The sequence below is a fragment of the Arthrobacter sp. Cr_A7 genome (assembly GCF_029222765.1).
GTDB lineage: Bacteria > Actinomycetota > Actinomycetes > Actinomycetales > Micrococcaceae > Arthrobacter.
In genome coordinates this window covers 1-22069 of the sequence record NZ_JARHXQ010000225.1, presented here as the reverse complement: position 1 = coordinate 22069, position 22069 = coordinate 1, and the positions used below count along the sequence as shown (strand labels likewise).

Annotated in this window: 25 protein-coding genes; 16 read left to right on the top strand and 9 right to left on the bottom strand. The window is 67.3% G+C overall.

Going from position 1 to position 22069, the window contains the following annotated elements:
• Together P2Q66_RS13330 and P2Q66_RS13325 are read right to left on the bottom strand one after the other, a co-directional pair.
• The coding region (locus P2Q66_RS13330; protein WP_275728780.1) for a cbb3-type cytochrome c oxidase subunit I at positions 1-465 on the bottom strand (465 nt) is incomplete at its 3' end.
• Positions 465-1358, bottom strand: coding sequence for a cytochrome c oxidase subunit II (locus tag P2Q66_RS13325; RefSeq protein ID WP_115525395.1), 894 nt, complete (start codon positions 1356-1358; stop codon positions 465-467). The genes P2Q66_RS13325 and P2Q66_RS13330, both read right to left, overlap by 1 nt.
• Before the next feature lie 169 nt (positions 1359-1527).
• Between P2Q66_RS13325 and P2Q66_RS13320 the strand changes: the two genes are divergently transcribed.
• Complete coding sequence (locus P2Q66_RS13320) at positions 1528-2334, top strand: carbon-nitrogen hydrolase family protein (RefSeq protein WP_275728778.1); 807 nt, start codon at positions 1528-1530, stop codon at positions 2332-2334.
• On the opposite strand, the gene P2Q66_RS13315 is transcribed toward P2Q66_RS13320, so the two are convergent.
• Positions 2318-3649 carry a cytochrome P450 gene (locus P2Q66_RS13315; protein ID WP_275728776.1) on the bottom strand — a complete coding sequence of 444 codons (1332 nt, stop codon included), beginning with the start codon at positions 3647-3649 and terminating at the stop codon, positions 2318-2320. The two genes, P2Q66_RS13320 and P2Q66_RS13315, sit on opposite strands and share 17 nt — an antisense overlap.
• Before the next feature lie 196 nt (positions 3650-3845).
• Here P2Q66_RS13315 and P2Q66_RS13310 point away from each other — a divergent pair, with 196 nt between their 5' ends.
• On the top strand, positions 3846-4583 hold the full coding sequence (locus P2Q66_RS13310; protein ID WP_275728773.1) for a GAF and ANTAR domain-containing protein: 738 nt from the start codon (positions 3846-3848) through the stop codon (positions 4581-4583).
• Between the two features lie 13 nt (positions 4584-4596).
• Here P2Q66_RS13310 and P2Q66_RS13305 read toward each other — a convergent pair whose 3' ends face one another.
• The 5 genes from P2Q66_RS13305 to P2Q66_RS13285 form a co-directional block, all read right to left on the bottom strand.
• Entirely contained in the window at positions 4597-4914 is a 318-nt protein-coding gene (locus P2Q66_RS13305; RefSeq protein ID WP_275728771.1) for a hypothetical protein, read from the bottom strand.
• Between the two features lie 11 nt (positions 4915-4925).
• On the bottom strand, positions 4926-5642 hold the full coding sequence (locus P2Q66_RS13300; RefSeq protein WP_275728768.1) for a GAF and ANTAR domain-containing protein: 717 nt from the start codon (positions 5640-5642) through the stop codon (positions 4926-4928).
• The gene (locus P2Q66_RS13295; RefSeq protein ID WP_275728765.1) at positions 5639-5884 is read right to left on the bottom strand and encodes a hypothetical protein; all 246 of its coding nucleotides are present in this window, start codon (positions 5882-5884) and stop codon (positions 5639-5641) included. The genes P2Q66_RS13300 and P2Q66_RS13295 overlap by 4 nt, the downstream gene beginning before the upstream one ends.
• Positions 5884-6141 (bottom strand): hypothetical protein, encoded by a 258-nt coding sequence (locus tag P2Q66_RS13290; protein WP_115525389.1) that lies wholly within the window; start codon positions 6139-6141, stop codon positions 5884-5886. Before P2Q66_RS13290 ends, P2Q66_RS13295 begins: the two co-directional genes overlap by 1 nt.
• 259 nt (positions 6142-6400) lie before the next feature.
• Entirely contained in the window at positions 6401-6685 is a 285-nt protein-coding gene (locus tag P2Q66_RS13285) for a DUF1540 domain-containing protein (protein ID WP_079598736.1), read from the bottom strand.
• Positions 6686-6957: 272 nt separating this feature from the next.
• Here P2Q66_RS13285 and P2Q66_RS13280 point away from each other — a divergent pair, with 272 nt between their 5' ends.
• The 12 genes from P2Q66_RS13280 to P2Q66_RS13225 all read left to right on the top strand — a co-directional run bounded on the left by P2Q66_RS13280 (position 6958) and on the right by P2Q66_RS13225 (position 18860).
• The gene (locus P2Q66_RS13280) at positions 6958-7878 is read left to right on the top strand and encodes a phosphodiesterase (RefSeq protein ID WP_275728760.1); all 921 of its coding nucleotides are present in this window, start codon (positions 6958-6960) and stop codon (positions 7876-7878) included.
• 31 nt (positions 7879-7909) lie between these two features.
• Complete coding sequence (locus P2Q66_RS13275; RefSeq protein ID WP_275728758.1) at positions 7910-9391, top strand: bifunctional cytidylyltransferase/SDR family oxidoreductase; 1482 nt, start codon at positions 7910-7912, stop codon at positions 9389-9391.
• Complete coding sequence (locus P2Q66_RS13270) at positions 9388-10983, top strand: class I SAM-dependent methyltransferase (RefSeq protein ID WP_275728756.1); 1596 nt, start codon at positions 9388-9390, stop codon at positions 10981-10983. The genes P2Q66_RS13275 and P2Q66_RS13270 overlap by 4 nt, the downstream gene beginning before the upstream one ends.
• The gene (locus P2Q66_RS13265) at positions 10980-11264 is read left to right on the top strand and encodes a DUF6752 domain-containing protein (protein ID WP_275728754.1); all 285 of its coding nucleotides are present in this window, start codon (positions 10980-10982) and stop codon (positions 11262-11264) included. Before P2Q66_RS13270 ends, P2Q66_RS13265 begins: the two co-directional genes overlap by 4 nt.
• Positions 11261-12595 (top strand): family 1 glycosylhydrolase, encoded by a 1335-nt coding sequence (locus P2Q66_RS13260; protein ID WP_275728751.1) that lies wholly within the window; start codon positions 11261-11263, stop codon positions 12593-12595. Before P2Q66_RS13265 ends, P2Q66_RS13260 begins: the two co-directional genes overlap by 4 nt.
• Positions 12585-13718 (top strand): glycosyltransferase, encoded by a 1134-nt coding sequence (locus tag P2Q66_RS13255; protein ID WP_275728749.1) that lies wholly within the window; start codon positions 12585-12587, stop codon positions 13716-13718. The genes P2Q66_RS13260 and P2Q66_RS13255 overlap by 11 nt, the downstream gene beginning before the upstream one ends.
• A gap of 120 nt (positions 13719-13838) precedes the next feature.
• Complete coding sequence (locus tag P2Q66_RS13250) at positions 13839-14246, top strand: four-helix bundle copper-binding protein (protein WP_275728746.1); 408 nt, start codon at positions 13839-13841, stop codon at positions 14244-14246.
• 12 nt (positions 14247-14258) lie between these two features.
• On the top strand, positions 14259-14597 hold the full coding sequence (locus P2Q66_RS13245; protein ID WP_275728743.1) for a hypothetical protein: 339 nt from the start codon (positions 14259-14261) through the stop codon (positions 14595-14597).
• 37 nt (positions 14598-14634) lie between these two features.
• Positions 14635-16170, top strand: coding sequence for a M20/M25/M40 family metallo-hydrolase (locus tag P2Q66_RS13240; protein ID WP_275728742.1), 1536 nt, complete (start codon positions 14635-14637; stop codon positions 16168-16170).
• Entirely contained in the window at positions 16151-17305 is a 1155-nt protein-coding gene (locus P2Q66_RS13235; RefSeq protein ID WP_275728739.1) for a glutamate--cysteine ligase, read from the top strand. The genes P2Q66_RS13240 and P2Q66_RS13235 overlap by 20 nt, the downstream gene beginning before the upstream one ends.
• Before the next feature lie 195 nt (positions 17306-17500).
• Entirely contained in the window at positions 17501-17875 is a 375-nt protein-coding gene (locus tag P2Q66_RS13230) for a cupin domain-containing protein (protein WP_079598728.1), read from the top strand.
• Positions 17876-17885: 10 nt separating this feature from the next.
• On the top strand, positions 17886-18860 hold the full coding sequence (locus P2Q66_RS13225; protein ID WP_275728737.1) for an alpha/beta hydrolase: 975 nt from the start codon (positions 17886-17888) through the stop codon (positions 18858-18860).
• Between the two features lie 73 nt (positions 18861-18933).
• On the opposite strand, the gene P2Q66_RS13220 is transcribed toward P2Q66_RS13225, so the two are convergent.
• Entirely contained in the window at positions 18934-19680 is a 747-nt protein-coding gene (locus P2Q66_RS13220) for an ABC transporter permease (RefSeq protein ID WP_275728735.1), read from the bottom strand.
• A gap of 234 nt (positions 19681-19914) precedes the next feature.
• On the opposite strand from P2Q66_RS13220, the gene P2Q66_RS13215 reads away from it, so the two are divergent.
• Positions 19915-20859 (top strand): ABC transporter ATP-binding protein, encoded by a 945-nt coding sequence (locus P2Q66_RS13215; protein WP_275728733.1) that lies wholly within the window; start codon positions 19915-19917, stop codon positions 20857-20859.
• Positions 20859-22069, top strand: a 1211-nt coding sequence (locus P2Q66_RS13210) for a polyketide antibiotic transporter (protein WP_275728731.1), incomplete at its 3' end; no start/stop codon positions are given. The genes P2Q66_RS13215 and P2Q66_RS13210, both read left to right, overlap by 1 nt.

The window sequence follows — 22069 nt, the reverse complement described above, 5'->3', positions numbered from 1 at the left end:
CGCGTAGGCGAACCAGCCGAAGGAGGCCGCGCCCTGCGGCGTGATGAACCCTGCGGTCGCAATGGTGGAGCCGAACAGGAAGAACCAGAAAGCCAGCGCGTTCAACCGCGGGAACGCCACGTCCGGGGCGCCGATCTGCAGCGGCATGATGACATTCGCGAACCCGGCGAACAGCGGGGTGGCGAACATCAGCAGCATGAGCGTGCCGTGCATGGTGAACAGCTGGTTGTACTGCTCCTTGGTCTGCAGGATCTGCATGCCGGGCTGGAACAGCTCCGCCCGGATCAGCAGCGCCATCACGCCGGCCAGGAGGAAGAACACAAAGGACGCGATCAGGTACATGTACCCGATGGTCTTGTGGTCGGTGGAGGTGATCCAGCTGACCACGATGCTGCCCTTGGGCCGCCTGACCGTTGACGGTGCCGCGGTGGCCGAGGTGACGCCCGTGTTCTGGGTGGTGGTCATTACGGTTCCGTCCTTTGCTGTGCCTCTTCCAGGGCCGGCCGTGCCGGGTTCCGGTCGAATTCGTCACCCAGGATGCCGGTGTTGCCCCGGGCCCGGAGTTCGGCGATGTGGTTGTCGTACTCCTGCTGGCTCACCACCCGGACCCTGAAGAGCATCTCGGAGTGGTACTCACCGCACAGCTCTGCGCATTTGCCGGTGAATTCGCCGGTGCGGGTGGGGGTGAGGTTGATGAACCGGTGGTACTGGTTTTCGCCCGGGTACATGTCGCGCTTCTGCATGAACTGCACCACCCAGAACGAGTGCTGGACATCGCGGGAGTTCAGCTGCAGTTCCACGGTTTTCCCTACCGGCAGGTACAGGGTGGGCAGCCGGTCCGGGGTGCCGAACTCGCCGTTCAGGTGGGCCTGGACCCCAGGATCTTCATGCACGTCTTCCTTGACGTAGCCGAAGTCCCAGGACCATTGCTTGCCGCGGACGTCGATGATCACGTCGGGATTGGGGTCCCGGGTGTCGATGGCCCGCTGCTCCCGGTCGGTAAAGATGAAGAGGACGCCCACGATCATGAGCGGCACGGAGAGGTAGAAGACCTCCAGCGGCAGGTTGTAGCTCATCTGCACCGGGAACCCCACCGTGTTCTTCCGGCGCCGGTAGGCAACGATCACCCAGATCATCAGGCCCCAGGTGATGATCCCGATAATGACCGCAGCGATCCAGGAATTAACCCACAGGTCGGTGATCAGGGGAGTGTTGTCCGTGGTGTCCCGCTCGCCGGGAAGGAAGCCGCGCTGGACTTCGGCACTGCAGGACGTCAGTGCCGCCAGGACCCCGAGGCCCGTGAGCAAGGCGGTAACCCGCCGTCGTACATGCTTCTTTAAGGGTTTGGCGCCCACCATGCTCCCTCCGGAGTGCCTCCAGAGGCCCAACTGCTTGAGCCCGCCGCTCCAGCCCCTGGCCGGACGGTTGTGTGCCAACAGTAACCCGGGGAGGATGCTATGGGAAGAGGCCGGAGCCCGGCCGTGGAGAGCAGGGACAGCAAATGGTTTTCGGGCAGGAGGGGCAGCCATGAAGGTGGCGTTGGGCCAGTTCAGCGCAGGTACGGACCCCGCTGAAAATACGACGGCGGCGGGCTTGCTGATCGAGTCGGCTGCAGGGGCGGGGGCGGAGCTGGTGGTGCTCCCCGAGTCCAGCCTCTTTGCCACCAGCGGGGGTGCAGGCGCGGTAGCCGCCGTTGCGGAGGACCTGGACGGGCCGTTCGTCTCTGCCATCGCAACCCAGGCCAAGCGGCACGGGATCGCGGTGGTGGTGGGAACGTACGAGAAGGGGCCGGGCCGGCTTCCGTATAACACCCTGGTGGCCATGGACAGCAGTGGCGATCTCCTCGGCTGCTACCGCAAGGTCCACCTCTACGATGCCTTTGGCTACCGGGAAAGCGATGGAATTTCGGCGGGCAACCCCGAGGAGCCGCTGGTGTTCCGGCTGGGAGGCTTCCGGTTCGGCGCGTTCACCTGTTACGACCTTCGTTTTCCGGAAAGCGCCCGTTCGGCCGTAGATGGCGGTGCGGACGTCCTGCTGGTTCCGGCCATGTGGATCCGCGGGCCGGGCAAGGAGGACCACTGGACTACCCTCCTCAAGGCACGGGCCATCGAAAACACGGCCTACGTCCTGGCCGCCAACCAGGCGGGACCGCTGGCCACCGGGTACTCCATGGCGGTGGACCCGGCAGGGGTGGTCATCGCCAACGCAGGCGAGGAGCCGGGGCTGGTGCTGGCTGACCTCAGCGGGGACCGGCTGGAGCAGGTGCGCAGCCGGGTGCCGGTGCTGGCGAACCGGCGCTACGCCGTCGTGCCCCGCCCTAAACCCCTGCCCTGACAGTGGGAGTGAACCGCAGGGTATAGGGGTTGAGCTCTCCCGGCATGGGCCGGCCGGGGGACAGCCGGTGGCCGTCCTGGAAGGTGAACGCTGTGTCCTTCAGCAGGCAGGACAGCAGGGCGCTGGTGAGCAGCAGGGTCAGCTGGCGGCCCGGGCAGCTGACCGGTCCGGCGCTGAAGGGGACCACGCCCCAGTCCTCCTGGTCGTCATCGCGGAGCCAGAGCGCCGGATCGAACCTGTCTGCCTGCGGGAGCCGCTGATGGTTCCGGTGGAAGAACGGGACGAAGATCAGGACCCCGCATTTGGCAGGCATGGTTCCGGTGTCCCAGCTGACCTCGCGCGTGGTCTGCCGCAGGATCATCGGCGTGGTGGGCCACAGCCGCACGGACTCGAGCACCGTGGCCCGCAGGAAGGGGAGGTGCCTGCCTCCGGTGGTGTCGTTGGCGATTTCCTCCGAAACCAGCAGTGCCTGGTTGGGATGCGTGGCCAGCAGGGCCAGGGCGCGTATCGCCGCCATCCCCGATGTCTCCAACGCGAACAGCCACTGCGGCACCTGGTCTTGTGGCGCAGCCGCATCAGGCTCCGGCCTGCTGCGCATGACAGATGCCAGGCTGCCGGGCTCCGCGGTGTCTATCCGTTCCTGGACACGACGCAGGAACTCGTCCCGGACCCCCGTGCGCCGCGGCTTCAGCACAGACCAGTTGGCATCCTTGCGCAGCCTGGTCAGCATCCTCGTCAGCTCCTGGTCATCACGGGCGGAGTCACCGAAGGCGATGCGCCGGACGGCACGCTGCCAGCACCGGCTGAACACGTCCCAGTCCAGGACGCCCTTGGCTTGGGCGGCGGCCAGCATGGCGTCCGCTTCATCGCGGACCACCGGCAGGAGGGTGTCAGCGAACCGGTGCACCGGGCTGGAGGTGTCCAGTGCCTGCTCGTGCAGCGCCCGGCGGACCGTCCGCTCGGCGCCGGTGGAGGCCAGGACGTTGCGCGGCTCGAAGTGGGCCAGGGCGCCGCGCTTTTCGCTGCTCGCGGGCGAGAACGGATCGGGGGACTGGGTCAGGACGGCGTGCAGGTGCCCGGGCCGCAGGATCACCGCCTGGTTCCGGACGGGCAGCCGGAGGAGCAGCGGACCCTCCGGATACTTCCGGTCCAGCTCCTGCATCCGCCGGACCGCCCGCTCGTCCAGCTTCAGCCGCTCGGCCAACGCCTCAGCGCGGGGCCGGCGGAGCAGGGGCCCTTTTGCCGCCGTCGGAATGAAAACGTCCAGGAGGAAGCCGGCGGTGTCACGGGCGCTGGCCCTGGGAAGTGAAGTCATGGATGCCTGCCTCGGCTGGTGGGGGACGGTTAACAATCCCGTACCCGTTCTGGGCAGCCGTAGTCGGGGGGAGCAGGGCGGGTGCGGGACCACTCATGGGGCGTAGGCTGGAAGGGCCGCACGGTTTCGGGCGGTGACGGTCCCGGCTTTTGGCCCGTGGGGGCGGCCCGCGCAGGGCATGACCAGGAAGCCTGCCATGGCTGAAAACATAACTGCGGAATCAGTCCGCGTACATCTGGACGATCTGGTGCTCAGCAGTTCCCACGTGGAGGAGTTCCTCCACGAACTTGCGGTGGCTGCTGCGGCCGACCTGTCGTCCTCCGCGCAGGACGTCTCATGCTCGGTGACGGTAGTGCGGCGCAAGAAGGCTGCGACGGCGGGCAGCAGCGATGCGCATGCCCTCGCCATGGATGAGCTCCAGTACGCCTTCAATGACGGGCCTTGCCTGTCAGCCCTCCGGGAGAACGCCACAGTCCACGTCCCCGACCTGGAGACCGAACACCGGTGGCCGGAGTATGTGGCCGCCGTGAACCACAGCGTGCTCGGGTCCATGCTGGCAGTGCCGTTCCCTGGAGGCGGCGAGTTCCAGGCAGCCTTGAATGTCTATTCGGCACGCAGACACGCGTTCTCCGGTGAAGCGATCGGCCGGGCGGAGAGCTTTGCCGTCCAGGGAAGCTCGTCGCTGAGGCTGGCGCTCCGCATCGCCCAGCTGACCGATGCCCGGGACGACCTCGCCGCAGCCATGGTGTCGCGCACCACCATCAACCTCGCCGCCGGCGCCATCATGGCCCAGAACCGCTGCAGCCAGGAAACAGCGATGGCAATCCTCAAACGGGCCTCCAGCACACGCAACATCAAGCTCCGCGACCTTGCCGCCTCGGTCATCGCCTCGGTGACGGACAACCCCACGGTCACCACCCACTTCGACGTGTGACGCGAAGGGATGATTACGACGGCGGCGCGTCCCGCCGTCGTACCTCACCTGAAGGGACGTCGTCCGGCTCTGCGCCGACGATCTGGTCCGCGTACGGTGCGTACGTCGGCGGGGTCTCCGCGATCATCTCATTGCAGGCAAGGGCCAGCAGATCCCGCTGGGTTACGGGCAGGGAAATGAGGCCCTGCAGGTAGGCGTGGACCTCATATTCGCCGGCGCTGCCGCTCATGCTGAAATACCGCAGCCACAACTCGCCCACAGTGATGTCAGCCGCGGACAGGGCGTCCTTGAGCTGGCTGCGCTGTTCCGGCTCATGTGGATCGAAACCCACGGCTGCACCCCCTACCGTTCCGCAGGCGGCACCCTGGTGACCAGCTGATCGCTGACCTCAACCAAGGTGGCACCTGCCGCCCGCGCGTTTTTGATCAATTCCTGCATCGCCTGGTCGTGGCTGATGCCGTGCCGCTCCATCAGCATGCCGCAGGCGCGGTTGATGAGGTCCCGACTGGACACGGTGGCCTTGAGGCTTTCCGTCATCTTCAGCGGCGCCTCACTGCCCTGGATGTGCGCCAGGAGGGTGGCGGCCGTGCCGGCGAACAGGCTCAGGACCCGGCCGGTGGACTCGTCATACTGTCCCGGCAGGGCGGAGTAGATCTTCAGCGCGCCCAGCGCTTCCTTCCCGGCCATCAGTGGCGTGCTCACCACGGAACGGACCGGCATCCCGAGGACGGCATCCCGCCAGCGCGGCCAGCGATCGTCCGTGTGGACGTCGTCAATAATGACCACTTCCTCGGAAGCCCATGCCGTGAGGCACGGACCCTCGCCCAGCGAGTACTGGATGGCGTCCGCCTGCTCCACCATGGCGTCCGTGGAGGCGCTGCTGGTGCGCTTTCCCCCGGCATCCAGCAGCGAAACCCCGGTTCCCGGATTGCCGGGCATGGATTCCTTGATGGCCCTGGCCAGGAGGGAAACAGCACGGTCCACCTTCTCCTCCGTGAGCAGCAATCCCCGGATGCGCGCGATGGTCGCGGTCAAGTCATCCAGGGGGAGCCCGGTCATTCCAACACCGCGGGGTTCTGGTCCGGGATCTCCATCTGGAAACCGCAGGCGCAGCGCAGCACCCTGGTGGCGAGGTAAACGCTCAGCGTCTCGGGCATTTGCCGGCTGTTGTAGGTGCCCCGGATGCTGCGCATTTCGGCGCCCGCGGCAGCCATGGGCTCGCCGCAGTGCATGTACTGCCCGTCGTAAACCAGCACGTCCGGGATGTTGCGGGGGCGATAGCGGTCCGGATGGATGGACATCACGCCACCGCCGGGTAGCTGCTGAGGATGTAGTCGGCAGCGGCGGGGCCCGTCATGTGCAGCCGGCTGTTGTGGACATCCACCCCGCACCGGAGCATGCCGGCGCGGAAGGCCTGATCGGGCTTCGGGGTCATCCCGTGCAGCGTTGCCCAGCTGACGTACAGGCCGTAAAGGCAATCAGGCCCCAGCGTGGAATCGCTGGAGGGATCGAAGATGGTTGCTTCTTCTAGGAACTGCTGGAAATGCGATGTCGCCACGGTAGGGATCTTTCGCTTCTGCAAGTGTGCCGCCGTTGGGCTACAGCAGCTGCTCCGACGGCCTGTGCAGAGGTGGCCTGGAGGACGGGCCATGATTCCCGTCACATTCCGAATCTACTCGCGGTGGCAGGGGTTTGTACAGCAGGTGGACGGAGTCGGATGGCGGGAGAGCCTGATGCCGCATGGGCCGAGCCGGGGCAGCAACGGAGCGCCCGGGGGCGGTGCCGCCGGGCGCTCCGGAGCCTTCAGTCAGTGTGTCCTAGGCGTGCGAGTAGGTGAGGCAGTCGGCGTTGTCCCGGCCGGGGCCAACGTGGACTTCGGGTGCATTGCACATCAGATGGTCGTTGTGGATGCACTCGCTGCGCTGGCAGGCTCCGACGTCGGCGAGGACCTTGGGCAGGCCGCCGTGCAGGCCGGTCTCGATGAACGTGGCGCAGTGGGCGTGGTTTTCGGCGCCGCCGACGGTGATGGCGGCGGCGTTGCAGTTCGTATGGTCGTTAAAGGAACAGTTCGTTACGCTGCAGTCCGCGACGTGCGTTGTCATTGGAAAGTCCTCCTTGGCCGGCCACCCCGGACGGGCGGCTCCGTGGGTCTACCGTAAGCCCGGCCGGCGCAATCAAAAAGACCCAATAGTGTGCGCTAATTCCCGGTAATTCCGGGGCTTTGCAGCGGCCGGCTCGGGGCCGATGGGAAATTAGGTCTTCCCACAAATTTATAAGCGTGCTTATTATGTTGTTTCTTTCGGCGGCAAGCAGAGCCCGTCCAGCAGATCCTCCCGCGGCGGCAGTTATCACGCGGGCCAGCTGAAAGGCTTCCATGCAGATCCTCCAGGCCGAATACCCTACGCCCAACCACGTGCTGGTCCATGTCACCGACCCGCACTTTGTCGCGGAGGGACTGCTCTACGGGGACATGGACCCGGAGCCGGGGCTCGTGGAGGTCCTGGACGCCATCGAAGCGAGCGGCATTGCGCCCGAGGCCATCATCTTTTCGGGCGATCTGACGGATAAAGGCAAGGCCGAGGCGTACCAAAAACTGCGGACCCTGTGCGACGCCTACGCGGCCAGGATGGGAACGCACATCATCTGGGCCATGGGCAATCACGACGACCGCGCCAACTTCCAGCGCGTCATGCTGGACGAGGAGCCCCAGCCGGGCCCGGTGGACCGCCGCTACGCCCTGGGCGGCCTCCGGGTCCTGGTCCTGGACTCCACCATCCCGGGCTTCCACCACGGCGAGATCAGCGAAGACCAGCTGCGCTGGCTTGCGGCGGAGCTGGAAACACCGGCCGACGGCGGCACGCTCCTGGTGATGCACCACCCGCCGGTGCCCCCGGTACAGGACCTCGCCGTGCTGTCCGAGCTCCGGAACCAGACCGGCCTGGCCGAGGTCCTGGAAGGCAGCGACGTGATCGGAATCCTCTCCGGCCACACACACTGCTCCGTTTTTTCCGTCTTCGCCGGCATCCCCGTGTCCGTCGCCGCGTCCACCAGCTACACCCAGGATCTTGCGCTGCCGTCCGGAGCCATGCAGGGCAGGGACGGCGCGCGTTCCTTCAACCTGGTCCGCATCCACGGCCGGACACCCGTCACGGCCGTGGTACCGGTGGGCGAGTACCGCAAATTCGGGACCCCCATATCAGCCGAAGAAACACGGCGGCGGCTCGAGGCCGCGGCCATCACCATTCCTGGAAATGCCACCAACCGCACGGGAGGCACGCTCACCGGCCGCAGCTAGCGGCCATCAACCAGCAGTGAAAGGACCAGCCATGGAACAGCAGCCACCTAACTTTCCGCCGGGAACGCCGGGAATGCCAGGTACCCAACTCCCGCACAGCACCGCCCGGCCCTGGAATGCCTCCGTCATCCTGGCCGGAGGGGTCGGGGCCAGGATGGGTCTTGATATCCCAAAACAGTTCGTCCCCATTGCGGGACGCACCAGCCTTGAACACACGGTGGAGCTCTTCCAGTCCTGTGAACTGGTAGACGAGATCATCATCATGATGACCTCCGGCTACATCCCCAAAGCCCGGGAACTGCTGCTGGACAAGGGCCAGTACAGCAAAATCAGCGCCATCCTGCCCGGCGGCGCGGACAGGAGCGAAACCTCCCGCCTGGCCCTGGACGCCATCGCGGACAAGGACGCCAACGTCATCTTCCACGACGCAGTCCGCCCCCTGCTCGACGGCGACATCATCGGCGCGTGCATCCGCGCCCTGGATGTCTATGCCGCTGTGGACACCGCCATCCCCTCCGCGGACACCATCATCGAGGTGGACGACGACAACTTCATCCGTGCCGTGCCGCCGCGGGCAAAGCTCCGCCGCGGCCAGACGCCGCAGGCGTTCCGGATGCCGGTGATAGCGCAGGCGTATGAGCGCGCCGCCCGGGACCCGGACTTCGCTGCCACGGATGACTGCTCCGTGGTGCTCAAGTACTGCCCGGACGTCCCCATTTTTGTGGTGGACGGGGACGACGCCAACATCAAGATCACCCAGCCCATCGACATTCACATTGCTGACAAGCTGTTCCAGCTCAAGCACAAGACAGCGCTGCCCGGCGGCAGCACGGACGGCCTCCGCGGCAAGACCATCCTGGTGTTCGGTGCGAGTTCGGGCATCGGGCTGGAGCTGGTGCAGCAGCTGGAGGCGGAAGGGGCGTTCGTCGTCGGGCAGAGCCGGACCGGCAATGGCATGTTCGTGGAGGACCGGCGGTGCGTGGTGCAGGCCCTGACGGAGGCGGCAGCCACCTGTGGGCACGTGGACCATGTGATCCTCACCGCCGGGGTGCTCAGCGTGGGGCCGCTGGCCCAGCTGACTGACGAGCAGCTGCACCACGACGTGGACGTGAACCTCACCGCGGCCTTCATTGTGGCCCAGGAATCCCAGCGGTACCTGGCCGAGAGCAAGGGCTCGCTGACACTGTTCGCGTCCAGCTCCTACACCCGCGGCCGGGCCAACTACACCGTCTACTCCGCCACCAAGGCGGCTATCGTAAACCTCACCCAGGCGCTGGCCGACGAGTGGAGCGCGGACGGCATCCGGGTGAACTGCATCAGCCCCAGCCGGACGGCCACGCCCATGCGGACCAGGGCGTTCGGGGCGGAGCTGGAAGGGTCGCTGCTGCCGGCGGCGGCCGTCGCCGACGCGAGCGTGCAGGTGCTGGCGTCGGCCATGACCGGCCAGGTGGTGGATGTCCGGCTGCCGTACACGGACACCACCAGCAGCCAGCAGTTGGTGGCGCAGCCATGACCGCCACGGAGACCGCCACCCACATCATCCAGGCCGACCGGCGCTCGTTGACCCTGGCGGGCCCGCCCGTCCCCGCTGACGCCACGCTGTCCATCCTGCTCAACGGCCGGCCCATCTGGAACATCCGCGCCGGTGACGCCCTCCGCTCCGGACCCCACCACAGTTGGATCATCGACTGGCCGCCGGCCCTGGCCGGCCGCCTGTCCGGCCAGGCACAGCTCACCGTGCTGCAGGACGGACAGCCCTTGGGCCCGGCGGCGGCCGTCGCCTTTGACGCGGCACCGCACCAGTTCACCCTGGAGGAGCCAGGCACCGGGATACCCCAGATCATCAACAAGTGGGGGCGGGTGGCCCGCAATTTCGAGGGGCAGCGGGCGCGCCTGGTTGATGAGGCCCTGGACGAGGCCTGCATCCTCATCGAGTGGATGCGGAGCCGCGGCCAGGAGCTTTTCGTCACCGGCGGAACCCTGCTGGGCCCGGTGCGGGACGGCCGGATCATGCCAGGCGATGACGACGTGGACCTGGCCTATCTGAGCCGGCACCAGAACCCGTCGGACATCGTGCTGGAGGGCTTCGAGCTGGAACGCGCCCTGCACGCCCAAGGCTACGAAACGGTCCGGCATTCGGCAGGGCACCTGCAGCTGCTCTTTCCCGGGGCGGACGGCACGGACCGGTTCTACCTGGACATCTTCACGTACTTCATTACCGGCGGCTGGCTCCACGGGACGTTCCACGCCCGCGAGCGCAGCGAAAAGGTACCCATCTTCCCCTTGCGTACGCTCACGGTCAACGGCCGGACGCTGCCCATACCGGCGGACCCCGAGGCGATGCTCGCTGCCATCTACGGACCCGGCTGGCGCACCCCGGATCCGGCGTTCAGGTTCACCACGCCGCCGGCGGCCCGCCGTCGGTATGACACCTGGCTGGGCAACCTGGACGGGGACCGGGAAAACTGGGAAGACCATCACCGGGCCCTGCTGACCGAAGCCACGGACGGCGGCGTGCTGCGGCCCGGAGCCTGGGCGCAGCAGCTGGCCCGGGAACTTGGGCCGGGTTCACGGATCCTGGAGCTGGGCTGCGGCCTGGGCGCGGACGCACGGCACTTCGCGGAGCACGGGCACCACGTGGTGGCCGTGGACTACAGCCGTCCCGCCGTCGAATCGCTGCGGACGTTCCGCACCCATTCCGGCGGGTCGCTGCGCGGCCTGCGGGTGAACCTGAACAACCTGCGCCAGGCGGCGCCGCTGGCCAAACTGGCGAACGACGGCGGCGGGCGACTGCACGTCTACGTCCGGTTTCTCCTTGACTCGCTGGGCGGGCAGGGGCAGGAGAACACACTGACGCTGATCGGACACCTGCTGCGGAACCAGGCGGCAGCTGCCACGGCATTCCTGGAGTTCCAGGCCGGGCCGGTGCCGCCGCCGTTCCCTGGCGCGCGCTTCCACCATCCGGTGGACGCGGCTGCGCTCGTCCAGGCCCTCGCGGCTCTGCACCTGGAATCCGAAGAAGTTCCACCGGAGCGCTGTGACCAACCGCCGGAAGGCCCGGGCGCCCCATCCATTCATCGACTGAAAGTGAGGGCACTGCCATGAAAGATCCGTTGAACGACCCTCCGATTGAGCCGTTGGAGCCGCTGGATGAGATCAACCTGCGGCTGGCCGTGGCTGCTGCAGACATCGCCGAACTGCGTGCGGAGGTGGCCCGGCTGGACCGGGACCTGGATGAATCGCGGCGGCTGAACCTGCGGGCCGCGGAGCTGCTGGACCTGGTGTACGAGCACCTGGCGGTCAAAGCGAAGCCCGCCGTCGTGACCGGAGCTGCGGGGCAGGGGCCGGCAGGATACCCGGCGGCCCCGTTGGGAGCCACGCCATGAGCCGCGCGCCGAACGGACCCATCGAGCTGATCGGCGCCTTTGAGAGCACCTACCTTCCCCGCCACGACAGGGACATCGTAGAGTCCACGGCCCACGACGTGAACTGGAAGCAGGACCTGGCACTGCTGGCGGACTGCGGCGTGAAAAGGCTGCGGTACCCCGTACGGTGGCACCGGGTAGAGGCTGAAGAGGGCGTCCTGAACTGGGCGGACACGGACAAGGTGCTCCATTATCTGCGGGACCACGGCTTCCGTCCCATCGTGGATCTGGTGCACCACACCAGCTATCCGCGCTGGCTGGAGGATGGCTTCGCGGACCCCCGCTTCAGGGACGCCTACCTGCGGTACACGGAGGAGTTCGCGAAACGCTACCCCTGGGTGCAGGAGTACACGCTCTTCAACGAGCCGTTTTCCACGCTGTTCCTCTCCGGGCACGAGGCCATCTGGCCGCCGTACCAAAACGGGCTGGGAAACTTCGTTGGCCAGATCCTCAATGTGCTGCCGGCGGTGGCGGAGGCAAGCCGCGCCTACGCCGAGCTGCTGCCCGGCGCCAAGCACGTGTGGGTGGACACCTGCGAACACCACACCGGATCGGGCGCCGGCGGAACAGCCTACGCAGCGATGGCGAACGAGCGGCGGTTCCTGGTGCTGGACAGCTTCCTGGGCCGCGGATACGACCTCCACGGGCCCCTGGCAGAGGAGCTCCGGGATGTTGGGGGAGAAGCCCTGCTGGACCTGGAACCGGGCCGGATCGACGTCCTGGGGCTGGACTACTACGCGCACTGCCAGTGGCACTTTGCTGACAACGGCGGCCACACGCACACCCCTGACCCCCTGCCGCTCGCTGACCAGATACACCTGTATTGGCAGCGCTACCGGCTGCCCTGCATGCTGACGGAAACCAACATCCGCGGCCATACGTCGGACCGTGCCACCTGGTTCAAGTACGTGCTGGAGCAATGCGAACGGGCACGGGAGCGCGGGGTGCCGCTGGAGGGCCTGTGCTGGTTTCCGTTCATTGATTCCACGGACTGGAATTCCCTGCTGTTCCACAACGAAGGCCACATCGACCCCGTGGGCGTGTACTGGCTGGACAAGGAGCTGGACAGGCGGCCGTCCGTTATGTCCGAAACCTACGCCAGGGCTGCAGCCGGAACACCCGCCGTCGAGCTGCCCGCGTACACCCTCGCCGAACCGGTGGCCACCTGGCTGCGCGGATACCAGCCACAGATGTCCCATTGGACGTGGACACCTGCTCCCGGCATGGACCAAGGCCACAGCCTGCCCAACACGCAGACCCGAATGGAATTGAGGATCGTCAATGCAGAGTGAACTGATCGTCTTGTCCCACCTCCGCTGGGATTGGGTCTGGCAGCGCCCGCAGCACCTGGTGTCCCGACTGGGCTCCCGCTGTTCCACCTGGTATGTGGAGGAGCCGCTCACGCCCTTCCCCGGGTTCCAGGGGGAAAACCGGATGAACCACAGCCGCGTGGACGGACTGAACCGGGCCTGGCTGGAAATTCCGGATAAGGGCCGCCACGTGGGCTTCGTGGACGACGTCCTGCCGGACTACATCGACCAGCTTCCGGAGCTGGTGGGTCCACCGGCCGGGGAACGGGTGGTCTGGCTGTACACCCCGCTGGCCCTGGAACTGGCCCTCGCCCTGAAGCCCACCACCCTGGTCTATGACGTGATGGACGACCTCGCAGCGTTCAAGGACGCCCCGCCGGAACTGGTGGTGAGGCAGCGGCAAACACTGCGCCGGGCCGACGTCGTCTTCGCCGGCGGCCGCTCGCTGTACCGGTCCATGGTCCGGCAGGGACGGCCGGACACCCTGCTGTTCCCCAGCGGAGTGGAGCCGGAGCACTACCGCTGCCCGACGCCGTCGGGCCGGGTCCCGGGGCAGCGGCCCGTTGCCGGGTACGTGGGGGTGCTGGACGAGCGGCTGGACCTTGGCCTGATTGGGGGGCTCGCCCGTGCACTGCCGGAGTGGGACATCCGGATGTACGGGCCGGTGGCCAAGATCGATCCGGCCAGCCTGCCGCAGGCGCCCAACATCAGTTACCTCGGGTACACAAGCTACGCCGACCTTCCCGCGGCCATGGCCGGGCTGGACGTTGCCCTGATGCCGTTCGCGCTGAATGAGGCAACGCGTTCCATCAGCCCCACCAAGACGCTGGAGTACCTGGCGGCGGGGCTGCCGGTGGTCTCCACCCGGGTGCCGGATGTGGTGGCGGATTTCCCGGACACCGTGCACCTGCGCGATGACGCCATCGGGTTTGCCTCGCTCTGCCGGCAGCTGGGGCAACGGGATCCCTCCAGGGGCCCGAATGCCGCGACCCGGGAGCTGCTGAAGAAGTACCACTGGGACGCGATAGCGGCCCGGATGGCCGGCTCCGTCTTTGCGGCCCGCCTGCCCGCGCCGGAACCGGTGGGGGCAGAGGCCAGCGCCTGAGCTGAGGGGGGCCGGGGCTCTGTACCGGAGCTCCCAATCCCGGTACCGTAAAACAAGTAAGTGTGCTTACTAAGTCCTGACCATTACTGATTCATCAAGGGGGAAGGAAAAGACAGAGACATGACCCACATACGGTCCATGATTGACACGTATCCCAAGGACCTCGGCGACATCGACGTAACCAAGCTTGCCGAGTGCATCAGCGCCTGCTTCGAATGCGCTCAGACCTGTACCGCCTGCGCCGACGCGTGCCTGGCCGAGGACATGGTGGCGGACCTGGCCAGGTGCATCCGCACCGACCTGGACTGCGCGGACATCTGCGCGGCGACGGGAAAGGTGCTCTCCCGGCACACCGGCTACGACGCCAACGTCACCCGCACCCTGCTGGAAGCCTGCCGCGCCGCCTGCAAAGTCTGCGCCGGTGAGTGCGAAAAGCACGCGCAGATGCATGACCACTGCCAGGTGTGCGCAGAATCGTGCCGGAGCTGCGAACAGGCATGCGCCGCCCTGCTGACCTCAATCGCTTAAGGAGCCCAACCCATGAATGACGTACCCCTGCACAAGGAACTGCCCCTTCCCGACTATGACCACCTGCCGGCCGGAACGCTGCCCTCGCGGATCTCGGGCCTGGAGGAGACAGAGGTGGCGCAGTTGATCACCTACGAGAAAGCACACGGGAACCGGCTGCCCATCCTGCAGATCCTCGAAAAAAGGCTCCATGACCTGCAGGGCGGGGCCGTGCCGCGCGGCCCGCACTCGCCGAGCACGCCGGAGGTGAACACTGCCCAGCCGGACACGCCGCAGTCGGCCCAGGTGCCGGGACCGCCGATCAACCCGCCGTCCCAGGGTGATCCCACGAATCCGGCCCAGCCGCGGTAATTCGTCAGAGAACCGGCTGGGATAACGGGAGCGGGGCATGGACAGGCATGAGCACGACGGCGGAGCGCGCCTGCATGCCTATCTCCGCTCCCATCGTGGCGGCATCGAGAAGCAGCTGGCCGAGTGGGTGCGCGTTCCGGGCATCCTGGGTGTGCCGGAGCACCAGCGGGACCTGCTCCGCTCCGCCAACTGGCTCGCTGCCGCCTTCCGTGAGGCGGGCTTCCCCGTGGTTGACGTGCAGCCGACGGGGGAGTCGCACGCGGTCTGCGCGGAGTGGTGCGAGGCACCCGGAGCTCCCACCGTCCTGGTCTACAGCCACCACGATGTCCGCGCGGTCAAGCCGGACAACTGGGAGCAGACCTCGCCGTTCGAACCGGTGGTCCGCGACGGCAGGCTGTACGGCAGGGGAAGCTCGGACGCCAAGGCCCAAATCCTGGCGCACCTCTGGGGCATCCGCGCCCACCTGCACCAACGCTCTCTCACCTTTGACCGCCACAACCAGCACGCTCTCTCACGTTTGGACGCCACAAACCAAACGCTCCCGCACTCCACTTCTCCTGCACAGGCACACGCCCGGCCCGCGCCGGCCGTCAACCTGAAGTTCATCGTCGAGGGCGAGGAGGAAGGCGGTTCCCCGCATCTCGCGGCACTCCTTGAGGAACAGGCGGAAAGGTTCCAGGCCGACGTCGTACTTTTCTCCGACACCCTCCTCTGGCACAAAGACCACCCCGCCCTTTGCGTAGGCCTGCGCGGCATGCTCAGTGCAAGCCTGGAGGTGTTCGGGCAGGAGCGCGACGTGCACAGCGGCGCCGTCTCCGGCAACGCCCCCAACTCGGCCTTCGAGCTGGCCAGGCTCCTGGCGCTCCTGCACGATGCCGACGGCAGGATCGCCATTCCGGGGTTTTACGACGACGTGGAGCCGCTTCCGGAGGACCTTCGGCAGGCGCTCGCGGAGCTTCCCTACAGCGACGAGGACTGGCTGAAGCGGTCCGAAAGCGGCGCCATCACGGGCGAGAAGGGGTACACGGTGCTGGAGCGGCTGTGGCTGCGCCCCGCCGTCGAAGTCACTTCCATGATTGCCGGCGATCCCATTGGTGTGTCGCGTGCGGCTGTGCCGGCCGTGGCGTCGGCGGACCTGAGCTTCCGGACCGTGCCCGGCCAGCGGGTGGAGAAGGTGGCCGACCAGCTGCGGCAGTGGGTGGAAAACACCATCGGGGACGCTTTTCGGCACACCCTGACGCCGGACCTGGAAACGGCGCAGGAGCCGTACCGCACTCCGGACCACCCTGCTGTCGCCGCGCTGGAGCGGGCCATGGCTGTGGGGTTCCACAACGGCAAGGTGGGCCGGATGGGGAACGCCGGCGGGGGACCGGCCGAACTGCTCGGCCGCATGCTGCAGGCGCCGGTGCTGTTCTTCGGCACCGGGCTTGTGGAGGACCACTGGCACGACAGCGACGAGAGCGTCAGCCTGGAGGTCCTGATGAACGGCGCCGTGACGCTGGCCTGCTTCTGGGATGAGCTTGCAAGGATGCAACGAGCAAAGGACGACGGCGATGGACACCTCAGGCGATGACCGCACCGGCAGTGCTGGACGGGTCCGGACGTTCGGGATAGAGGAGGAGCTGCTCCTGGTGGACCCCGGCAAGGGGGAGCCCGTGCCCATGGCAGGCGCGCTCCTGGACCTGTACGTGCGTCCGATGGAATCGAGTTCCGGGCCGGTTCTCACGGCGGAGTTCCAGCAGGAAATGATTGAGGTGGTCACCCCGCCGCATTCCACCATGGACTCTCTGGAGGCGGACATCATCGCCGGCCGGGCCATCGCGGACAGGGCTGCTCAGGACGTCGGGGTGCGGGTGGCTGCCCTGGCCACCTCACCGCTGCCCTGCGATCCGCACCCGGTCCGGCTCCGGCGCTTTGCCGCCATGGCGGAGGAGTACGGGCTGACCGCCAGGGAACAGCTCACCTGCGGCTGCCACATCCACGTCTCGGTGGAATCGCCGGAGGAGGGCGTGGCTGTCCTGGACCGGATCCGGATCTGGCTGCCGGTGCTGACCGCGCTGAGCGCCAACTCCCCGTTTTGGCACGGTGAGGACACCGGGTACGCCAGCTACCGGGCGCAGGTCTGGAACCGGTGGCCGTCCGCCGGGCCGCTGGAGATCCTGGGCTCGGCCGACGCCTACCACCAGCTGGTGCATGACATGGTGAGCACCGGCGTCGCGCTGGATGAGGGAATGGTCTACTTCGACGCCCGGCTCTCGCGGCACTATCCAACCGTGGAAATCCGCATCGCGGACGTATGCCTGCGGCCCCAGAACACCGTGCTCCTGGCCGGCATCGCCCGCGGGCTGGTGGAGACCGCTGCGCGGGAGTGGCGGGAAGGCAAAGAGCCTGTCGGCGCGCCGTCGGCCCTGATCCGGCTGGCGGGCTGGAAAGCCAGCCGCTGGGGACTGCGCGGGGAACTGCTGGACCCGCACACGCACCGCCCGGTGCCGGCGCTCGCCGTCGTCAATTCCCTGCTGAACCACATCCACGGGGCGCTGGAGGACAGCGGCGACCTGCAACGGGTGGAGGAATTGGTGGACGATCTGCTGCTGACCGGCACCGGCGCGGTCCGGCAGCTGGAGGTGCTGCACCGCACCGGTGACCTGGAGGACGTGGTGAACGACGCCGCCGACTGCACGGTGGGGTTACCGGCAGAAGGAACCTGAACTGGCGGACCCCCCCATCTCGCGAAGGGGGAGTGCGCCGTATTGACAGCGCCTATGCCCGGGCGCACGCTGATAGCGCTAGTTGCAGCGTTGGCGGGCGTTCAAGGCCTCGGTAGGCCGGCCAACCAATCCCTCCTGGAGATGTCTCAGCGCCCCGGACGAACAGTTGCAATCCCTCCCTGTCAGGAGAATGAAATGGCCGGCGTTACTGTCAGAACCCTTGAAGCGAAGTCCTTCGACCAGCCCGATGAAAAACGGCGCCCGCCGAAGACCGAGGTGGACGTGGTCAACATCGGTGACACAACCCTGGGCAGGTTCACCTTCCAGCCGGGATGGAAGTGGTCCGAAACGGTCAAGACCGTGGTCCACACGGACAGCTGCCAGGTCAACCACGTGGGAATCTGCGCCGCCGGGACCCTGACGGTCCAGATGGAAGACGGAGCCCGGACCACCATAACCCCCGGCAACGCGTACACCATTCCGGCCGGCCACGACGCCTGGGTGGAAGGCGACGAGACGTTCGTCGGGTACGAGATCATGAGCGCGGCCACCTTCGCGAAGCCAGCCTAAAATCTAGAACGTGGCGACGGATACCGGTTCCCTGAAGAAGCCCCGGCGCGGGCTGCGCCGGGCCGGGATCGCCGCGCTCATCGTCCTGGGGCTGATCCTGGTGTCTACCGTGGTGAACCTGGTCCTGGAGTCCACGGAAAAATCGGGCACGGCGCCGTATGGCGAGCGGGTTGCGGTGAGCGGCGGCAGCCTGAACGTGGTCCGGAACGGGGACCAGGGCCAGCCGATCGTCCTTCTGAGCGGCCTGGGAACTGCGGCCCCCGGCCTCGACTTCGCTCCGCTGGTCCGCGAACTCGGCGGCTTCGACGCCATTGTGGTGGAGGGGTTCGGGTACGGCTACAGCGACCTCGAAGGCCCCGCGCGGTCCAACGAAAACATCAGCACCGAACTTCACGACGCGCTGGCGAAGCTCCAGGTCCGGCCGCCCTATGTCCTGGCAGGGCATTCCATCGCCGGCTTCTACATGCTGGATTACGCCAACCGGTACCCCACGGAGGTGTCCGCCGTCGTCGGGATTGACGCCACCATTCCTAAGCCCGGGGACGGGCCGGTTGAAGACCCGCAACCAGGCATCAACGTGGAGCGGGCACTGGCCGTCACCGGTGTGGTCCGCGTGGTTGCGGCGCTCGCCCCAGGCTTCCTTGACCCGGACAGCGACGCCTATACCGCCGAGGAACTGCGCCGGATGCGCATGATGATGAGTTGGAACTACGGCAACCCCGCTGTCGCCGACGAATCAGCCCGGATTGCGAACAACGCGGCGGCCCTCCGGGGAGTCACCTACCCCGATGACCTCCCTGTCCTGGCCTTTGTTGCCGATGAAGGCTCCGATTCAACGGCCACTAAGACCGCAGCGGCCGAGAACCTGCTGAAGAATGTCCGGCGGCACCAGGTCGTTCCGATCGAGGGCGGCCACTACCTGCACTGGACCCAGTCCAAGCGGATGGCGGACGAGATCCGGGCCTTCCTTGCCGCGCCGCAATAAACCAGCAACGCGGGGTCACTTAATGCCCTCCGCGGGCGGTTTATTGGGGAGGGAGTGACCCCGCGTTGCAGTGTCAGAGAGGTTCCGGGCGCACCTTCACCGAGCGCAGGGAACGGATCAGCGCGACGGCGGTGATGGAGCCCGCCGCCATGATGGACGCCAGCACCACCACCTGGAACCGGCCCGCCTCCAGCGGTGAGGCGCCGCCGAAGATCGCGCCCACGAACGCGCCGGGCAGCGTGACCAGGCCGGTGGTTTTGGTCTGGTCGATCGACGGGATCAGGGCCGCATGGACGGAGAAGCGGGCCTGGGCGAGGGTTGCGCGGCTCGGCTGCGCACCCAGCGCCAGCCAGCCTTCAACCTCGCTCCACTGGTCCCGCACAGCCTCGAAGAACCGGCGCCCGGCCAGCACGGCGATGCTCATGCAGTTGCCGATCACAATCCCGCCCACCGCCAGGACACACCGCGGCGTGAACTCGATCGCCCCAGTGCCGAACACCACGCCCAGGGTCACCAGGATGCCCAGCGCCATGGTTGCGGCCACCGCCGCGAACCGCCGCCAGGACCACATGAGCCGGCGGGTCGCCGTCGTCACGGCCACGGTGAACATGACCAGCAACGCCACCGCCACCCACAAAGGATCGTTGATGATGCCGCCCAGCACCAGGCTGATCAGGGCCAGCTGGGCAGCGCCGCGGAGGATGGCAACGGCCGGGGCAACGAACGACGGCGTCCGCGAGCCCCAGAGCACAGCCACCGTGAGTGCCACCAGGATGGCGAGGGCCACGAGGGTGGGCACCAGGGCGGCAAGGTCAGGCATCCTGCCAGCTTAATGGGGCCAACTGACCCGCACTAACCGGTGGTTGAGCCTCTCAAAACCCGGAGAGGTTCAACCCCGGATCACGATCATCCATCGCCTCTTCCGCGCCTGATGCGCCGCTTGTAAGATGTGGACCGGAGAGCCGGGAAGCCTGGTCGGCCCGTATGCGGAAACGCTTGCGGCATGCCCCTGGCAGCCGCCTTGGGTGTGATAGCTGCGACCAAGGAACAGGCCATGACCACAGATGAAACTCCCGTCATCTCCACCAGCCAGCTTGTGAAGAACTTTGGGCGGACAACAGCGCTCGCGGGCCTGGACTTGTCCGTCAGGTCCGGAGAAGTCCACGGTTTCCTGGGACCCAACGGGGCAGGGAAGTCCACCACACTCCGGATCCTCCTGGGCCTGATCCGCCCCACAGCGGGGTCAGCAAGGGTGTTCGGCATCGATCCGTGGGCTGAACCTGTGCGGGCACACCGGGATGTTGCCTATGTCCCAGGGGATGTGACGCTCTGGCCCAACCTGACCGGCGGCGAGGTCATTGACCTGCTCGCCGGGCTGCGCGGCGGCGCGGATGAAAACCTGCGCCGGCAGCTGATCGACGAGTTCGATTTCGATCCCCGGAAAAAGGCCCGGACCTACTCGAGGGGGAACCGGCAGAAGGCCGCCCTCATCGCGGCTTTTTCCCGCCCGGCCAGGCTCTACCTGCTGGATGAACCGAGCTCGGGCCTGGACCCGGTCATGGACGCGGTCTTCCGCCGGCACGTCCGCCGGGTCACCGCGGACGGAGCCACGGTGCTGCTGTCCAGCCACATCCTGGCCGAGGTGGAACAACTGTGTAGCAGGGTGACCATCATCCGGTCCGGGGTGGCCGTGGAATCCGGGACCCTGGCCGAACTTCGGCACCTCACCCGCACCCGCTTCCGGGTCACGTCGCCGGCGTCGCCTGAGCTGCTGTCCACGTGGCGGGGTGTCCACGACCTCCGCGTTGACGGGACAGCCATGGAGTTCGACGCCGATGCAGCCGACCTGGGCCATGTCCTGGAGGCTTTGGCTACAGCAGGCATCACGGGCATCACGGCGGCACCGCCTTCCCTCGAGGAGCTGTTCATGCGCCACTACGGCGGCACGGCCGCCCCCGGGCGGGGGAGCCAAAAAGACCAGAAGAGCCAGGTGCTGTGATGCGCGCCGTTTTTCGGCTTGCCCTGCTCCAGGCCCGCAGGGACCGCGGAACGCTGGCCGCCTGGATCCTGGGCATCGCCGGCCTGGGATACGCGGCAGCCACCGCCGTCACCACGCAGTTCGGCGAGGACAACGAGCGGGCAGCACTGATTTCCGTGGCCGCGGCAAGCCCGGCCTTCCTGTTCCTCCGGGGGCTCCCGGACGGCATCAGTTCCGGAGCGGTCACCTTCTTCCAGGGCTATTCCTTTACGGCCGTCCTGGCAGGGTTGATGAGTGCCTTCCTGGTGGTCCGGCATACGCGCGGGGACGAGGACCAGGGCCGGTTCGAGCTGGTCGGCTCCACGCAGGTCACCCGGGTGTCTTCCCTGTATGCCACCCTGCTTCTCGGCACCTGCGCCAACGTGGTCCTCGCACTGGCCGTTGCGGCAGGTTTCATCGGCGCCGGACTCCCGGTGGAAGGATCGTTCCTGGCAGGCGCAGCCGTTGGCGCCGTGGGCCTGTTCTTCATGGCGGCCGCCGCGCTGGTGGCACAGCTCATGCCGTCCGCGCGGAGCGCCAACGGTACGGCGTCGGCGCTGGTGGGCGCCGCCTACCTGGTCCGCGGTGCCGGTGACGCGCTGGGGACCGCGGACCAATCGCTGCTGCATGTCACCGCAGCCTGGCCCTCCCTGTTGTCACCCATTGGCTGGGGACAGCGCATCCGGCCCTTCACCGAGGCGGACATGCTGCCGTTGCTGGTGATCGGAGCCGGGACAGCAGTCCTGGCAGGGGTGTCCGTGGCGCTTCGCAAGAGCAGGGACCTGGGGGCCAGCTATATTGCCGCGAACGAGTCGGGCCCGGGCAGGGCGGGCGCCGGCCTGGCGTCGATGCTGGGCTTGGCATGGCGCCTCCAGCGTGGAGGCCTGGCCAGTTGGTGCATCATCTCCGCCGCGCTGGGAGCTGTGGCCGGCGGACTTGGCCCGGTGGTACGCGACGCACTGGAAGGAAACCCGTCCGTGGCGGAGCTGATGAGCCGCATCGTTCCCGGTGACGCAGGCCTCATCGACCTGTTTACCACGGCCATGCTGGGCATCAGCGGGGTCCTGGCAGCTGCCGCGGGTATCGAGGCGGTGCTGCGGCTGCGGGCGGAAGAAGCGGAAGGGCGCGCCGAACTGCTCCTGGCCGTCCCGGCGTCGCGCCTTCGCTGGCTGGGCGGAACGCTTGCCGTCGC

Coding starts and splice junctions, on each gene's coding strand:
- P2Q66_RS13265 (WP_275728754.1), top strand. CDS start 10,980: ATGAAAGATCCGTTGAACGACCCTCCGATTGAGCCGTTGGAGCCGCTG.
- P2Q66_RS13245 (WP_275728743.1), top strand. CDS start 14,259: ATGAATGACGTACCCCTGCACAAGGAACTGCCCCTTCCCGACTATGAC.
- P2Q66_RS13285 (WP_079598736.1), bottom strand. CDS start 6,685: ATGACAACGCACGTCGCGGACTGCAGCGTAACGAACTGTTCCTTTAAC.
- P2Q66_RS13295 (WP_275728765.1), bottom strand. CDS start 5,884: ATGTCCATCCATCCGGACCGCTATCGCCCCCGCAACATCCCGGACGTG.
- P2Q66_RS13310 (WP_275728773.1), top strand. CDS start 3,846: ATGGCTGAAAACATAACTGCGGAATCAGTCCGCGTACATCTGGACGAT.
- P2Q66_RS13235 (WP_275728739.1), top strand. CDS start 16,151: ATGGACACCTCAGGCGATGACCGCACCGGCAGTGCTGGACGGGTCCGG.
- P2Q66_RS13215 (WP_275728733.1), top strand. CDS start 19,915: ATGACCACAGATGAAACTCCCGTCATCTCCACCAGCCAGCTTGTGAAG.
- P2Q66_RS13240 (WP_275728742.1), top strand. CDS start 14,635: ATGGACAGGCATGAGCACGACGGCGGAGCGCGCCTGCATGCCTATCTC.
- P2Q66_RS13325 (WP_115525395.1), bottom strand. CDS start 1,358: ATGGTGGGCGCCAAACCCTTAAAGAAGCATGTACGACGGCGGGTTACC.
- P2Q66_RS13275 (WP_275728758.1), top strand. CDS start 7,910: ATGGAACAGCAGCCACCTAACTTTCCGCCGGGAACGCCGGGAATGCCA.
- P2Q66_RS13320 (WP_275728778.1), top strand. CDS start 1,528: ATGAAGGTGGCGTTGGGCCAGTTCAGCGCAGGTACGGACCCCGCTGAA.
- P2Q66_RS13260 (WP_275728751.1), top strand. CDS start 11,261: ATGAGCCGCGCGCCGAACGGACCCATCGAGCTGATCGGCGCCTTTGAG.
- P2Q66_RS13270 (WP_275728756.1), top strand. CDS start 9,388: ATGACCGCCACGGAGACCGCCACCCACATCATCCAGGCCGACCGGCGC.
- P2Q66_RS13220 (WP_275728735.1), bottom strand. CDS start 19,680: ATGCCTGACCTTGCCGCCCTGGTGCCCACCCTCGTGGCCCTCGCCATC.
- P2Q66_RS13315 (WP_275728776.1), bottom strand. CDS start 3,649: ATGACTTCACTTCCCAGGGCCAGCGCCCGTGACACCGCCGGCTTCCTC.
- P2Q66_RS13250 (WP_275728746.1), top strand. CDS start 13,839: ATGACCCACATACGGTCCATGATTGACACGTATCCCAAGGACCTCGGC.
- P2Q66_RS13280 (WP_275728760.1), top strand. CDS start 6,958: ATGCAGATCCTCCAGGCCGAATACCCTACGCCCAACCACGTGCTGGTC.
- P2Q66_RS13255 (WP_275728749.1), top strand. CDS start 12,585: ATGCAGAGTGAACTGATCGTCTTGTCCCACCTCCGCTGGGATTGGGTC.
- P2Q66_RS13300 (WP_275728768.1), bottom strand. CDS start 5,642: ATGACCGGGCTCCCCCTGGATGACTTGACCGCGACCATCGCGCGCATC.
- P2Q66_RS13230 (WP_079598728.1), top strand. CDS start 17,501: ATGGCCGGCGTTACTGTCAGAACCCTTGAAGCGAAGTCCTTCGACCAG.